The organism is Moritella marina ATCC 15381 (genome assembly GCF_008931805.1).
In the GTDB taxonomy this organism is placed as follows: Bacteria; Pseudomonadota; Gammaproteobacteria; order Enterobacterales; family Moritellaceae; genus Moritella; species Moritella marina.
Map to the genome: position 1 here is coordinate 1,847,738 of NZ_CP044399.1, position 16,155 is coordinate 1,863,892.

The following is a 16,155-nucleotide window of genomic DNA, read 5'->3' on the forward strand; positions in this document are numbered from 1 at the left end:
CTGATTATTTTATCCTCTTATGTAAATAACTGTATCCTTCACACTATTAATCTATGATTAAAGATAATAATTAAAAGTCGTGTTATAGAATGAATACGACAGTAAATAGAAGTAATCCAGTGTTTGGGGTTAAGATATAAGGTTCATAATGAAAACAGTTTTTTTAAGTTTATTCATCATGCTCACCAGTAGTTTTTACTCGGTGATGAGTGTTGCTAAGCCATTATCCTATTGGGATAAAAGTGTTCCCTCAATGGCGCAAGATGTTGATCATAGCCAGTGGCAACAAATTCTAAATCGCTACTTAGTCGTTGCAGGAGACGAGACTGCTATTAACTTGTTCAATTACCAAGGTGTCACTAGGGCAGATAAAGTCATTCTTAAACAATATCTCACTCAATTACAAAGTATCAACCCGTTGTTGCATACCAAATCTCAGCAACAAGCTTATTGGATTAATTTATACAATGCATTAACAGTACAATTGATATTGGATAACTACCCTGTCAAATCCATTACTAAACTAGGTGAGCGTTTCTTTTCTTTTGGCCCTTGGGATGACGATGCGGCAAAAGTTAACGGTAAGGCCTTATCCTTGAATGACATCGAACATGAAATACTGCGCCCAATTTGGAAAGACCCACGCATTCACTATGCAGTTAATTGCGCAAGTTATGGCTGTCCTAACTTATCAGCAACAGCCTTTACATCCCAAAATGTAGAGCAACAGTTAACAGCAGGCGCTTATGCTTATATTAATCACCCACGGGGCGTAACAGTTAAAGGCGATGATTTGGAAGTCTCGAGTATTTATAAATGGTATGCAGAAGATTTTGGCGATAACGAGAAAGCGTTAGTGACGCATTTACAGCGTTATGCAAATCCAGCATTAAAGCAAGCTTTGCTGATGTTTCAACAAAGCCCAGGAGATATAGATTATGAATATGATTGGCGGTTAAATAAAGCTGAATAATAAAAGGATTCATCTGGTGATGAATCCTTTCCGAAGTTATTTATGCGTTGTTACACTGCCGTTATTACTATCATAGCGGATGTATAATGACCGGTTATTCGTGCGTTGATACTGACAAACACCTTCCTTCTCTGCCGGTTGGTTATCAGAACCATAAACCGCAGTAAACTCATCACTTGTTCCATCTTTAGCAAGTTTATTACTACCGGTATTTAAAATTGTATTCCATAGTGATGCACAATCGGCAACATTATCAGTGTTAATTGAAGTGCTATCAGGATCAGGATAGTTTTGTGCAGGCCAACCTGCAGCGTTAAAATCAATAGTTCCTTCTGCACCAGCACCATACAACTGTACATCATCATTTGAGGTAATATCGGTTGGAGATCCCATGATAATCCATTTACTGTGGGCTAGATTAACCGCACTTTGCAGTGCCCCAGCCGTACCTTCAACAACAGCTATTTCGGCGTCATCGGATAAGTTTAAAAATTTAGGTAATGCGGTTGCAGATAGAACCCCAAGTACAATAATAACAATTACTAATTCAATCAGGGTAAAACCACGTTGATGCATTTTCAAAGTTTAAACCTTCTTAACAAATAAACAGTTGCACATTATAGTGCAACAACTCTAAATTTATAAGCTTTATCTTATTTTTCGTTTTTCGCACTTTCAAAATAATAATTAATACGACTTCTCGGATTAAGATATTCGTAAATTCGCTCTGGTAACTTATCCGGTTTAAGTACCCCTGTAATAGTTAGCTGACGTTCTTCTAAATCAATAATCGGCGCTTCAGCTCGCGGTACTTCTGGATCATAAATAAGAATATTCGGATACAGTAAGCGATCTGAATTAACCGACAGCACCATACCTATTTGATCATTCGATAATCGCACAACACTGCCTGGAGGATAGATCCCTAATATCTTCACCAATAGTTTCAAATCACCTTGGTTATATTTATTCTCGCTATTTTTATATAGCCAAGACAATGCATTCGACGGTACTCGCGCTTTGGTGATATCCAGTGGGTGACACAGGGTATCGTATTTATTCACCACACTAACCAGTTGTACCAGAGGATCTATATTATCGCCCGCTAAACCTTGCGGGTAACCACTTCCATCTAAAAGTTCATGGTGCTGAGAAATAATCGCTTTAGCATCTTCCGGAAAAGTATCGACTAAATTAACAAAATCTAGGCCATATTTAGGGTGCAGCTTTAAAAAATTCAACTCTGCGCTCGTGAGTGCCGTCTTTTTTCGAAGTATCTGTGGTGGGATTTTTAGTTTACCCATATCATGAAATAATGCGCCCATGCCGATGGTTTTAATTTCATCTACCGCCAAACCTTTCATCTTAGCCAGCAGCATAGATAGTACCGACACATTCAATGAGTGATAATAAATATTTTCACTCTCTTTGGTTTCACTCATCAAATGTAAAACAATATGTTCTTCTTTTAACAGTGACTCGGCCATATTGCCAACAAGTTGAGAGGCTTCATCAATCGCATTAAGAGGGCGACTGGCGAGTTTAGTCATCACAGAACGAACTTGCACAGCAGCTGATTTAAAGTTTTTTTCTGTTTTGATTATCTTGCGGCGGTGGCTCTTTAATTTTTCAATATTCCCTTGCTTCGATTCCCACAATTCACGATGGACCCTGTCTAGCTGAAGATTAGATATATCAGTAGGGACGGTAGTTAGATCAATTTTCGATGTCGGTGGTGGTAACAAGCCATTATCACTACGCTGCGGATAAACAGCAACGTGTGAAACACCCAGTTTACGAATAAGTAATAATTGCTCTTCTGTGTCAATTTTAAAATTATTGAACATGAACGGATGGTCACACCAGCCTAAGGGTAATTTTATATAATTCCCGACTTGGATACGATCAACTGTTACTTTAATACTACTCATAATAAACCACAAAACAAAACTGAAGACGCATTTTAGTGGAACAAGTGCATATTTTAAAGCTGTTTATACTACAGATATGAATAATAATATTGTAAGTGGATTTTAATCACACATTTATAATATTAGATTAATAAATAGCGTCTAAAAAATACAAATAAATAACAGGTCATATCAAAAAATAGATAAAACCTGATAAATTCATAAGCTTATAAATTATATAGGTCTAACTTAACGGGCTTTATTCCAATCAATACACTGCTGTAAAGAGATACCAGAACCACCGAATATATCCAGAGCACTGCCAATCGTTAAATCAACCTTACCATTTGATAACTGCTCGACTAAGACTAAATCTTCGATACTTCGGGCACCACCGGCATAAGTCACAGGTATTGTCACATGTTGACCTAATAAAGCGACAAGCTCTTGATCTATACCATTTTGCAGCCCTTCAACGTCAGCAGCATGAATCAGAAATTCAGCACAATGCTCAGCAAGTTGGTGCAATGTGTCGGCGTTTATCACGGTATCCGTTACGGTTTGCCAACGATTAGTCGCTATGTTCCAACCCTGTGCAGTTTTTCTGCAACTCAGATCTAAAATCAAATGTTCTTTACCGACAGACGCTTTCAACTGCGCTAATTTATCCCAGCTAAATTCATTACCGTCAAACAAGTATGACGTCACAATCACATGTGAAGCACCTGCTTCTATATATTTAGTGGCGTTGGTTAAATTAACACCACCACCAAACTGCAAGCCACAGGGCCATGCTTGTAATGCGTTTAATACTTCAGATTCATTGTTTGGACCTAATGCAATAACATGACCGCCACGTAAATCGTGCTGGCGGTAAATATCTGCATAATAAGCCGCATCATACTGGCTAATAAAGTTAGTTGCAGCACCTTGTTCATTCAAGCTACCACCTACAATTTGTTTTACTTTACCCTGGTGTAAATCAATACAAGGACGAAACTGAGTCAAAACAACACTCCTCTGTTAAAGACAAAACGATCAATTCCTGATCATAGAACACGTTACGTATAAAAATATAGCTGACAGTATAACCACAATATAAACGTAATGCGGGGATTTTCAGCATTTTAAATGGTTAATAGTGCTGTCACAAATAATTGTTAAATTAGCGTTAAAAATTGAATCAAAAAAAGGATGTTATATGGTACCCTTTTGTTGGTAACGCATAAGTATTAGTTGTGACGTAACGTACTGATTTAATGACACACAGTCCTGAATTAATAGCATTGAGAACACGTTTTGAGTAATGAAGCGCTAACCTAATAATTGACAACGCTGCTTACCCCCAAATATATGGATTAAAGAACCGGAGCTCGATTTGCAAAAGATTAAATTATCGCTGACTAACTATACTGCTATTGCCTTCTCAGTATTTCTATTTATTACGATCAGTATATTAATTTCAATCAGTTATAGCCGTATGTCAGAAATGGCACAGGACACAGTGTCACAACAGTTCCAACGTTATGTTGACGATATTTACACTTCTGTGAGCGATAAATACAGACCTATCACCCAGATTTTTGGCTACCTTAGTACCAGCTCTGATTGGGATAATGAAAAAGCTTCCGATATCAATTTAATCAAAGCAATCGATCTTACGCGATACCTCGCGAAGGATACATTAACGAACTCCATTTATATGGGGTTCCCAAATGGTGATCTGCTGGGTGCACATAAACTCAGTTCTAAAACCAAACAATATTATTATGACGCTCCTGCACACGCAAAGTTTGTCATCGAAACACTTATATACAAAGAAGCTGATGTCAACGAACTAACCCGAGTCTACCTCAGCAACAAATTTAACGTCATTGATACAACAGTAACTAAAAATGATTCATTAAATGTATTTGAACGCACTTGGTACAAAATAGGCGTACAGAGTCCAAATTTAGCCCCAACACCAATGTACAAAGATTTAAGAACGAATGAAGATTCATTAACCTTGGTACAAAAACACCAGTTTTCTGGCGTTGTGATTGCAGCCGACCTTAATATTCGCACGATTGTAGACAGCCTCAAGGCCTCTGATTTAAGCGATGATGCGATACGAGTGTTATTTGGTGACAAAGGCCAGTTCGTTGTTTATCACAATAACAATAGTCACTTTTCAAATTTCAATGATAGCGCCAAAAATGAAGACCTAAATAGCTTGTTTAAAAGAGAAAACTTTAAAGTCATTATTAAACATAACTTGGATAAAAATAAGCTATTCAGCTTTAATTTCCAAGATAAAGAATGGTTCGGACAAAGTCATGCTATCAGTTTTATGCAAAATAATAATGCACGCCTTCTTATTGCAGTGCCTAAAAATAGTATTCTAGGTTCTTCAAAAAGAATGCTTCAAGACACCATGCTAACGCTCATATCAGTGGGCATTTTATTTATTCCACTCAGCTGGCTATTCGCCCGTGTATTAACGAGACCTTTACGCACCCTTTCTGAACAAATTAAACAAGTGACCGCATTGGATGTTTCAGAAATAGAAACAACACAATCAAATATTAAAGAAATCGCAGAATTACAGCAATCAACATCTAAAATGCGCACAACATTAGATGATTTTTTACGCTTACTCACCATGCTTTCAAACGAACAAGATATTCATAGCCTATTAGAAAAAACCTGTGATAAAGCCAGTATTATGCTCGACGCTGATAGTGCTTTTGTATATTTAAAATCTGAAGAAGATGACAATATATTAGAACCCTATATTTTACATACTCAAAACGACAGTATAAAAACGGATATTAGCCAATGTCCTAGCCTCTCTACCCAGTGGCCATATGAAAAACTAAGAAACAATGTCAATGTAAAGGATATTCAATTTAACCTTATCCACCCAATGCTTAAAACCGCGTTAATTAAAGCAGGCATACATCCTGAAAACAGTAATGTTTATACGTTAACCATTCCTTTGGTTGATCGCAGCGGCAACATTCTTGGTTTACTTGGGTTTAGTTACGACGAATGTCTTGACGGAGAAGAGCTAACGCATGTCATGGGCGTAGCAAAAACGCTATCAGATTTTGTATCACTCTCTTTTGAAAGCCAAAATTTAATGGCTAAGCAAAAAGAACTGCTTAACTCGTTTATCAAATTGATTGCAGGTGCGATTGATACAAAATCCCCCTATACAGGCGCTCACTGTCAACGTGTACCCGAACTTGCCAGTATGCTTGCAGCCGAGGCATCGAAATCAACAAAAACACAGTTCAGTAAATTCAATTTGGATTCCAAGGGTTGGGAGCAACTCAATATCGCGGCATGGCTACATGACTGCGGTAAGGTGACAACACCTGAATATATAATAGATAAAGCGACTAAATTAGAAACCATCTACAACCGAATCAACGAAATCAGAATGCGTTTTGAAGTACTTATCCGCGATGCTCAGATTCAAGCTCTGACGGCTATATCACAGGGGGAATGCGCGAAACAAACCAACAATATCTTGGCTGAAAACATCGCTCAAATTGAAGATGATTTTGCATTTATCGCTAAATGTAACCTCGGTGAGCACATGATTAATGACGAAGCTGTAGACAGAATTAAATCGATATCTCAACAAACTTGGTTGCGCTTTCTTGACGACGAACTCGGACTTTCTCCCGCTGAACGCGCGCAAAAAACTAGAGCTACACCTGTTACACTCCCTATCATGGAACCTGTGCTGTCAGACCGCGCAGAACATTTGATTTCGCACATCGATAACTCATTGGAATTAGAAGCGCATTTACGTTTTAATATGAAACGTCCACTACAGCGTAATAATTTGGGTGAACTGCATAATTTAATGATCCAACGAGGCACTATTAATGCCGAAGAGCGCTACGTCATTAACCATCATGTCATTCAAACAATTACCATGTTAGAGCAGCTGCCGTTACCAGCCCATTTAAGCCGAGTACCCGAGATTGCTGGGGGTCATCACGAACAATTAAATGGTCGCGGTTACCCACGAGGTTACCAAGAAGATGAAATATCGCTTGAAGCTCGTATATTAGCCATTGCAGATGTGTTTGAGGCGCTGACAGCCAGCGATAGGCCTTATAAGACAGCTAAATCACTGAGTCAAAGTATTAAAATATTAAGCTTTATGAGTAAAGATAGACATATAGACAGCGATCTATTTAAACTATTCTTAAGCTCAGGCATTTACCTTGATTATGCACAAAAATATTTAAAACCAGAACAAATTGATCATGTTGATATTACTGAATATTTATAGATGCTTTCTCGTGCGCCATCGCGATGTACGCAACGAAACAAGATTAAAATATTGCTCAGATAGGTTAGATAGGTTAGATAGGTTAGATATTCGAAGGCTAGAATTTATTAAAGTTATAGCTTTAAGCTTTTAAGACGCCAGAAACTAAAACGCCATCTACGAAGAGATGGCGTTAAATTTTGAATTCCTAGATATTAGTAACCTAAGTGTCTTGGGTAAGTGAATTTTGTGTTATATAAATCACCGAAAACAGGAGTTGCAGGTACTGAATTTTTCATAGGTCTCACCTTCTAAATCATTAATCAAAAATTGAACCACATGGCTCAGTTGATCTCGGTTCCTTGGAGGCGGTTTAACGGACTCATCCTTTGAGCATTTATCTATCTTCTTGTTCAGAAGATGTGACCAATGTAACATAAATAATTCATTGCGCAAGCTTTCATTTGAAACTAATCACATAATCAAACAAATAAACTAGACTTTCAATTCGCTGATTGTGTTTACTTTCACCCTAAACTTACAAAACAACCTACATATTTCGACGATATTTCCCCCCTGCTAAATACAGCACATCGGTTAACTGAGATAAACTCGCATGAGGCACCGCATCCATCAACGCAGCAAAGCTATTATCACCAGCCAATAATCTCGCCCTCATCGCGTCCAATGACAACGTAGCCTGCACTTTATGCTGTAGCTTAAACTTTAATACACTGTCTATTTGTTGCTGCTTTTTAGTTTCACTACAACGCACTAATTCTTTATCGTTTAATGATGTAGCGTCATGCTGCTCCGTATCTCTGGTCATGCAATTAACCCCCACCATATCAAGTTCGCCTGTGCCTTTTAACTTCTCATAATACATGCTTTGTTGCTGTATTTGCGTGCGTTGATAACCGGTTTCAATTGCGCCAAGTACCCCGCCACGACGGGCTAAACGGTTAAATTCGCCATAGACTGATTCTTCAACAAGGTCAGTTAATTGCGAAATGATGTAGCTACCTTGCAAAGGGTTTTGATTTTTACTTAAGCCAAACTCACGATTAATAATGGATTGAATCGACAGCGCACGATAGACTGAGTTTTCCGTCGGTGTCGTGATCGTTTCATCATATGCATTTGTATGTAAGCTATTACAGTTATCACACAACGCATACATAGCTTGTAGACTCGTGCGTATATCATTCAAATCAATTTCTTGTGATTGCAGGCTGCGACCAGATGTTTGGATGTGATACTTTAATTTTTGGCTACGTTCATTGGCCTTATAGACTGATTTTAATGTTCTTGACCATATCCGTCGTGCAGCGCGTCCTATCACGGCATATTCAGGATCCATACCATTACTAAAGAAAAAGCTCAGTCGTGGTGCAACATCGTCAATATCCAAACCTTGCGCTAAATAATACTCTAATAACGTAAAACCATTCGCCAATGTAAAGGCCAGCTGCGTGATGGGGTTCGCCCCCGCTTCACCAATATGATAACCACTCACTGACACAGGATAAAATTTCTCAATGGCATTAGCACTAAAGTAGCCTTGCATATCGGCCATTAACTTAAGTGAGAAGTCGAGTGAGAAAATACACTCGTTTTGCGCGATCTCTTCTTTTAAAATATCAGCTTGCAGTGTGCCCCTGACTTTTTGATAAGTCGTGGTTTTCAACACTGTATATTCCGCTTCTAAGCCAAGTAATTGACTCATTAGCACCTGTCCAGAAATACCGAGTAATTTAAGCCCTAATCCCTCATTGCCTTGCGGCAGATCACCGCGATACACAGGGCGTTGTTTCGCCCTCATACGTGCAGAGCTTAAATAGCGAGTTATGTGTTTATTGGCTTTTGACCATAGCTTCATTTTGGTTAAATACAGCTCAACTTGTTGGTCAATCGCGGTATGTAAAAACCACGCCATAAGCACGGGTGCAGGGCCATTAATCGTCATCGATACCGACGTGCCAACATCACAGAGGTCGATACCAGAATACAGTATTTTCATATCATCGAGCGTTGCAATGGATACACCAGACATACCAATACAAGCAAACACATCTGGCGTTAAAGCGGGATCGTGGCCGTAGAGGGTATTAGGATCAAACGCCGTAGATAAGCGAATCGACTTTTGGCCTTTAATCAAATAATGAAAACGCTTATTGGTATCTTCAGGTAAGCCTTCGCCGGCAAACATGCGTGTCGGATCTTCATCATTATGTCTTTTGGGGAAAACCCCCGCGGTATAAGGAAACTGTCCAGGGCAATTTTCATTGAGTAAAAAAGCCGTTATATTATCCCAATGCCGTTCATCTGGTTTTATCACATGCGGGATCACAGTACCGCTTAAACTCACAAAGTGGTCTTTATGCTCACCATACGTTTGCTGAGAATCGATGGTATCAACACCCTCTTCAATTCGTTTTAATGCCAACTCATCTTCGTCTCTGAACCAAGCCAGTAACGCATGTCTAAGTGGCACTGACAGCTTAGCTAAAAGCTTGTTATAACGTTTTCGTAACGGCGGTAAGATCATTTTTAGCGAAGCATCTGTGACTAAAAAACTGTGCTCATCAGATTCATTGATTATATCAGCCTGCGGATAGCGCCCAAGTTTAGTCGGTAAACAAGGATCGCAGAGATCAGCTAACACTTGATAACAACTATGCAGTTCCCGCACTTGTGCTATTTGCTGCGCATTCATATCGCTTAATTCTGCATAATTGTTATAGATACGCGTTAAATAATCCGGATGTTGTAAATTTAACTTGCTTGCCGATAGCGTCCAATCATAACGGGGATAATGCCTGAGTGCTTGTTGGTATATTTTTTCAATGTCAGGCTGTATTGAAAAAGGTAACTGAGTGCCATATTTGGCCTTGAATTCGGTCATCAAAAATGCGATAAATCGATTAAAACCATGATCGTCATAGTGACTTGCGACCATCGGGAATACAGGCGGCTCGTGACTCAAAGAATGCTTTTCTTGCTGGTTAAAGCGCCACTGTTGTTGCACATCATTAAACGCATCTTCACAGCCTTGCTGATCGGCTTTATTTAGCACTATAGCATCGGCATATTGTAACATCTCAATTTTTTCTAACTGACTGCTCGCACCATAATCCTTGGTCATGAGATAAAGGCTAAAATCAACCATATCGACTATCGCGCTATCGCTTTGCCCAATACCGGCCGTTTCAACCAACACCAGATCAAATCCTTGATTAATCAATATCGGCACGCTCGTTTGTAATGATTGGCTGACCGACACATTGGCTTGTCGTGTCGCTATCGAACGCATGAATAATCGCTCGTGCGGCAAGGTATTAATACGAATACGATCGCCGAGCAAAGCACCTCCCGTTTTTTGGGCGCTGGGGTCGACCGCTAAATAGGCAATCCTAATATCAGAATAAAGCTGTAATAATGCCGCTAATAATTCATCAATAAAAGTGCTTTTACCCGCGCCGCCGGTGCCAGTAATCCCCATCACCAGACTTGCTTTACGGTTATCACTCACTATGTTATTCGTCGCTAATCGGTCTTGCTCTATAGCGGTAATTAACTGTCCAAAATACAAATCTGTTGCAGGTTTTTTGGTTAATTTTTTAAGCTTAAATTTTGCAGCCGTTTTAGGTTTAACAGCGATTAAACGGTTTAATAAATCACTTATCATCTCGTCTAAACTCAGTACGTCATCACGAGTATAAACACGCGTAATACCTTGCTGTTCTAATCTTCTCGCTTCTCCAGCAGAAATCGTCGCGCCGCCGCCAACGAATATTGCAGGTTTAGCCCCGAGATCGGCTAGACTCGATAATAAATAACCGAAATAGGCATCGTGCCCACCTTGATAGGAACTCATCGCAATAGCATCAACATCCTCTTGTAATGCTGCAGTAACGACATCATGCACTGAACGATTAATGCCTAGGTGAATAACTTCAACGCCTCGCGCTTGTAATAACCGTCGTACAATATTAATTGCCGCGTCATGACCGTCAAATAGACAAGTCGCGGTTAAAATGCGTAAGGGGAACTTGGTTGAAGTCATTTTCATCGCTCTTCACTCCGTCTTTTTATTAGTTTTGTAATGCTAAATCCGCCATTAATACAGCGAGGAATCGAGCGGCTTCACCACCCGTTATCGACCGATGATCAAACGTTAAAGACAGTGGCAAGAAAGTTCGTTCAACAAGAGCAGATTGATCATCGCCTTTTTTAGCCAAGAGTAGTTGTTGAAATAAACGCCCAGTCCCCAATATTGCGACGGTTGGAGGCATCACAATAGGGTTGGCATATTTACCGACCATACTGCCAAAGTTAGACAAAGTAATGGTACTGCCACGCAGATCATCAGCGGCTATTTTACGTGCCGTCACTAACTCTTTAATCGTGTTAATTTTGTCACGCATCGCTTTGGCACTGTAATTTTGTGCATCACGGATCACGGGAACAAACAAGCCATCCTTGGTATCAACAGCTAACCCTAAGTGCATCGATTTAATCACACGACGACCAATAGCATGGCTGTCATACCACGCATTTAAAGTCGGCTCGGCTTCACAAGCTAGCGCCATTGCGCGTATCATTCGAACAGTTATATCACCCCGATCAAACCAAGGTGTTATATCTGCATCGTCATGAAGTGTAACAGGCACAACTTCAGCATGTGCTTGTGCCATGGCTTTTGCCATACTACGGCGAACACCTTTCAATGGTACTAACTCACCAACATCAGCAAAAATTTTAACAACACGTTCCACATCAGCTGCAGTAACCGTACTGTGTGGGCCCGAAGGCGTGACAATCGCTAAATCAATATTATATCTGTGTGCAAGCGCACGTACTGCTGGTGTGGCTTTAACACCAATACTGTTACCCGAGACCGATTGCGCCGTTTCTTTTAATTTAACTTCAGATGTGTGTAGTTCACCAACAACAGAAGTTGACGCTTTCGCCGGCTCCGCTGCTTGCGCTGTACCAGTGTTCGTCGTTGCCGTTGTGCATTCTGTCCCCTCAGCTTCTTCAGAGAATTCAACAAGTGGATCACCAGTATGAATAATATCGCCAACGTCGCCGTACAATTTCACCACGGTAGCATTTTCTGGACACGGTATTTCGACAATCGCTTTGGCCGTTTCCATCGATACCATTAACTGGTCAGCAACAACCACATCTCCAGGTTTAACAAACCATTCAACAATCTCGGCTTCGGGTAAACCTTCCCCTAAATCAGGTAATTTGAATATATGCATTAGAACTCCATGACATTATTAACGGCGGTAACAATTCGCTCCACACTGGGCATATAGTATTTTTCCATTTTAGCCAACGGCATGATGGTATCGTAGCCGCTTACCCGCATGACAGGGGCTAATAATGTCATCAGCCCTTCCTCTGCAATAATGGCAGCTATTTCGGATGCAACCCCACCACTACGCGGCGCTTCTGAGACAATGACGCAACGACCCGTTTTCGCTATCGAGCTCAATATCGTGGTTTTATCTATCGGTTTTATACAAGCAAGATCAATTACTTCTGCAGATATATTACGTTCAGCCAATTGTTCTGCTGCTTGCAAGGTTTCATATAACATCGCCCCCCAGCTGACTAGCGTGACATCGCTACCCTCACGCAAGGTAAAGCAAACATCTAACGGTAAGGCTTGGCCATTATTGTCAACGGATTCAGTCTGCAAACGATAAATGCGTTTCGGTTCTAAAAACACCACAGGATCAGGATCGCGGATAGCAGCAAGTAGCAAGCCATAAGCGCGAGCTGGAGAAGAAGGGATGACAACACGTATACCAGGTATATGAGCAAAAATAGCTTCGGTACTTTCGCTATGATGTTCCGGTGCATGAATACCACCACCGTATGGAGCACGCAGTACCATAGGGCAGGTTAAACGGCCACGGGTACGATTACGCATCCGTCCTGCGTGACATAAGAACTGATCGAAAGCGGCATAAATAAACCCCATAAATTGAATTTCGACCACAGGCTTCATACCTTGAGCTGCTAACCCAATAGCCATACCGCTTATCAGTGATTCAGCCAATGGTGTATCAATCACCCGATCACGACCAAATTCAGCCTGTAATCCTTCTGTCGCGCGGAAAACACCGCCATTAGCACCCACATCCTCACCCAGCACTATCACGTCTTTATCTTCAGTCATGGCATCAAACAAAGCATGATTGACCCCATCAATAAGTGTCATGTCCTTCATTTTTCACCTTCCTGTAATATCGTATTTTGCACTTGCGCTAATTGATCCAAATAATGATCAGGCAAGGTTTCATACAAATACTCAAACATGGTCGCTGGTGATGCCGGCGGAATAGCAAGATAACGAGCTACCGCAGCATCAATTTCATCACTACACGCTTTTTCGAGCTGTTCGATACCCGCGTTATCAATGATCATTTCATTCAAGAGCAAACTGCGCAGTCGTGCCATAGGCTCTTTTTGCCAAGCCTCACCCACATTATCCACATCGCGATAACGAGAAGCATCATCAGCAGTAGTATGGTCGGATAAACGATAAGAAATAGTTTCAATAAGGTGAGGACCTTTCCCTTCCCTTGCTCGGTCGATGGCGGCTTTAATTTTGAGGTAACATGCAATCACGTCATTACCGTCTACTTGCTCGCAACTAACCCCACCAGCGATAGCTTTTTGCGCTAAGGTTTCACAGCTTGATTGTTCATCACGTGGTAAAGAAATAGCCCACTGATTATTATTGATAATGAATACCAAGGGCAGTTCCCATACACCTGCCGCATTAACGGATTCATAAAAATCACCTTTTGATGTTGCACCATCACCGCACACCACCACTGCAACACGCGGTTCACGGCGTAATTTCATGGCATAGCTGATTCCCACTGCATGACAACACTGACTCGCGATAGGAATAGTACAAGGCATGTCTTCACGCGGCCCTTGAAAGTCCATTCCGCGTTCATCGCCACCCCAATACATCAAGATCTCTTCAGGTTTGACCCCGCGAATAAGTACCGCAGCCGTTTCTCGGTAAGCCTGAATAAAGACATCTTCTTCCCGCATAGCTTTACCAATCGCCGCTCCAACGGCCTCTTGACCAAGACAAGACGCATAAGTACCAAGACGACCAGTACGTTGCAGCGCAATCGCCTTACAATCAAAAGTACGGGTGAATAGCATCCAGCGATAAAATTCAACTAGTAATTCGCTACTCACCCCCGCAACAGAAAAGTGCTTTAAAGATTCAGATAATCGACCTGTTTCATCCAGATATTGGGTATAACCAACACGGAAGGTATTTTCAGCTTGCTGTTTATTTATGCTCATACTCATCTCCGGAAAGTGGTTCCATCAATATCTGTTCAGCCAAAGCATTCGCAACATCAACTGTTGAACGATTTTGTTGCTCTGCTTGCCTAAATATAGCCAATAATGTGTCATACAATGCCGCCAATTTATGTTGCACAACATCTGGTTTGTTCAGATAGGATATTTGTAATACACCGCCTGAGTTGATGACATAATCAGGTGCGTAGAGGATATTTTTAGCCGCTAATGTAGCAGCCAGGTCAAGACTCTGAAGCTGGTTATTAGCAGAACCGGCAATAATAGACGTATTTAGCCGTGCGATAGTATTCGGATTTATAACTTGGCCTAAAGCACAGGGTGAAAATACATCGCAATCGACCGCATAAAGATCATCTCCAGTGACAATATCTGCACCAAATTCTGCAACAAGTCGTTGCGTTGCTTGCATATTAGGATCTGCAGCCGTTAGTTTAGCGCCATCATGATGTAGTAACTTAGCTAACGCATACCCCACGTTGCCGACCCCTTGGATCGCAATATGTAAACCAGTAAGTGAGTCTCGTTGCAGCTTAAATTTTACCGCGGCTTTAATGCCGTAATAGACCCCCTTCGCTGTATGCGGAGATGGATCACCGGAGGCCAACCCAGCGGTCGTTGTACACATCACATGGTCAGTTTGACTGGCTATCACATCCATATCTGCAATCGTCGTACCACTATCCATCGCGGTGATATAGCGTCCATTGAGACTCTCGACAAACCGACCAAACGAGGCAAACAGCGCCTTACGATCTGTTAAGTGTTTAGGCTTTAAGATAACAGCTTTACCGCCGCCAAAGGGTAATTTATTAATGGCTGTTTTATAACTCATCCCGGCCGCTAAACAGCAGGCATCCTTAACAGCAGCATATGTAGAGGGGTAATCAATTATTCGACAACCACCAATAGCGGGCCCTAACTTGGTACTGTGGATAGCGATAATTGCTTGTAATTGCGTTTCTGGGTCTCGCCAAAAGTGTACATCGCTGAATGGGTACTGCTCAGCCATGTCAAATAGATCTATCGACTCTTGCGATTTTTCCGACGCTTGCGATTTTTCAGAATCTATATAGCTTGCCATGAACGATTCTCCAACCTTAGGTTGTGAATACCCTGAAGACGCACAGTTAATTAGATTTTAAGTCGTTGGGTATACAGGAGGTTACTCTATGAATAACTATAGACACGATACACAACAGTGCCCATGACCAGATAGGCGATATTGACGAATAGAGAAAAAATAATAAGAAATAGAGACCTATATTCAATAAACTGAACGCAATCTCGTGCCATAGCTGAATGGATTGATATATCGAGAACTCAGGAGGACTTGGAGATAGTGAGATAGGAATGATTAAATAGAAAAAAGCAAAGAGTCGAAAATAAATCAAAAAGTCACATTAATGCAATTTAATACACCAAAATTTAACACCTTAATGAACATTTACGCTGCAATATACGTATTTTGATTAAATAACAAACTAACAATGGTAATACAAACAAAATATACGCCCTTCGGGCTTTTAATAATACGATAAAACTGTTCTACTTGTCACCAATCTCATTAAAATCTAATTTTAGCTATGTGTACACATAAGTTTACACCCTCTTATGTCTGGTATATGTTC

At 40.7% G+C, this 16,155-nt stretch carries 10 protein-coding genes; 2 read left to right on the plus strand and 8 right to left on the minus strand.

The features are described from left to right. Nucleotides 1-148 precede the first annotated feature (148 nt). Nucleotides 149-973 (plus strand): DUF547 domain-containing protein, encoded by an 825-nt coding sequence (locus tag FR932_RS08315; RefSeq protein ID WP_019441060.1) that lies wholly within the window; start codon nucleotides 149-151, stop codon nucleotides 971-973. A gap of 36 nt (nucleotides 974-1,009) precedes the next feature. Here FR932_RS08315 and FR932_RS08320 read toward each other — a convergent pair whose 3' ends face one another. The 3 genes from FR932_RS08320 to hisA form a co-directional block, all read right to left on the minus strand. Further along, nucleotides 1,010-1,549 carry a pilus assembly FimT family protein gene (locus tag FR932_RS08320; protein ID WP_019441061.1) on the minus strand — a complete coding sequence of 180 codons (540 nt, stop codon included), beginning with the start codon at nucleotides 1,547-1,549 and terminating at the stop codon, nucleotides 1,010-1,012. 77 nt (nucleotides 1,550-1,626) lie between these two features. Then, complete coding sequence (locus FR932_RS08325; RefSeq protein ID WP_019441062.1) at nucleotides 1,627-2,904, minus strand: cyclic di-GMP phosphodiesterase; 1,278 nt, start codon at nucleotides 2,902-2,904, stop codon at nucleotides 1,627-1,629. Nucleotides 2,905-3,132: 228 nt separating this feature from the next. Next, a complete protein-coding gene (gene hisA / locus FR932_RS08330) occupies nucleotides 3,133-3,891 on the minus strand; it encodes a phosphoribosylformimino-5-aminoimidazole carboxamide ribotide isomerase (RefSeq protein ID WP_019441063.1) in 759 nt (252 codons plus the stop codon). Nucleotides 3,892-4,261: 370 nt separating this feature from the next. On the opposite strand from hisA, the gene FR932_RS08335 reads away from it, so the two are divergent. Beyond that, entirely contained in the window at nucleotides 4,262-7,177 is a 2,916-nt protein-coding gene (locus FR932_RS08335) for an HD domain-containing phosphohydrolase (protein WP_019441064.1), read from the plus strand. 529 nt (nucleotides 7,178-7,706) lie between these two features. Here the strand turns inward: FR932_RS08335 and FR932_RS08340 are convergent. From FR932_RS08340 to FR932_RS08360, 5 genes are read right to left on the minus strand one after another with little or no spacing between them, the layout of a single operon-like run. Beyond that, nucleotides 7,707-11,228 carry a methylmalonyl-CoA mutase family protein gene (locus FR932_RS08340; protein ID WP_019628879.1) on the minus strand — a complete coding sequence of 1,174 codons (3,522 nt, stop codon included), beginning with the start codon at nucleotides 11,226-11,228 and terminating at the stop codon, nucleotides 7,707-7,709. A 22-nt stretch (nucleotides 11,229-11,250) separates the two neighbouring features. Further along, a complete protein-coding gene (locus FR932_RS08345; protein WP_019441066.1) occupies nucleotides 11,251-12,426 on the minus strand; it encodes a dihydrolipoamide acetyltransferase family protein in 1,176 nt (391 codons plus the stop codon). After that, on the minus strand, nucleotides 12,426-13,403 hold the full coding sequence (locus FR932_RS08350) for an alpha-ketoacid dehydrogenase subunit beta (protein WP_019441067.1): 978 nt from the start codon (nucleotides 13,401-13,403) through the stop codon (nucleotides 12,426-12,428). Before FR932_RS08350 ends, FR932_RS08345 begins: the two co-directional genes overlap by 1 nt. Further along, on the minus strand, nucleotides 13,400-14,506 hold the full coding sequence (gene pdhA, locus FR932_RS08355) for a pyruvate dehydrogenase (acetyl-transferring) E1 component subunit alpha (RefSeq protein ID WP_019441068.1): 1,107 nt from the start codon (nucleotides 14,504-14,506) through the stop codon (nucleotides 13,400-13,402). The genes FR932_RS08350 and pdhA overlap by 4 nt, the downstream gene beginning before the upstream one ends. Further along, nucleotides 14,493-15,608 carry a Leu/Phe/Val dehydrogenase gene (locus tag FR932_RS08360; RefSeq protein WP_019441069.1) on the minus strand — a complete coding sequence of 372 codons (1,116 nt, stop codon included), beginning with the start codon at nucleotides 15,606-15,608 and terminating at the stop codon, nucleotides 14,493-14,495. Before FR932_RS08360 ends, pdhA begins: the two co-directional genes overlap by 14 nt. Nucleotides 15,609-16,155: the final 547 nt, after the last annotated feature.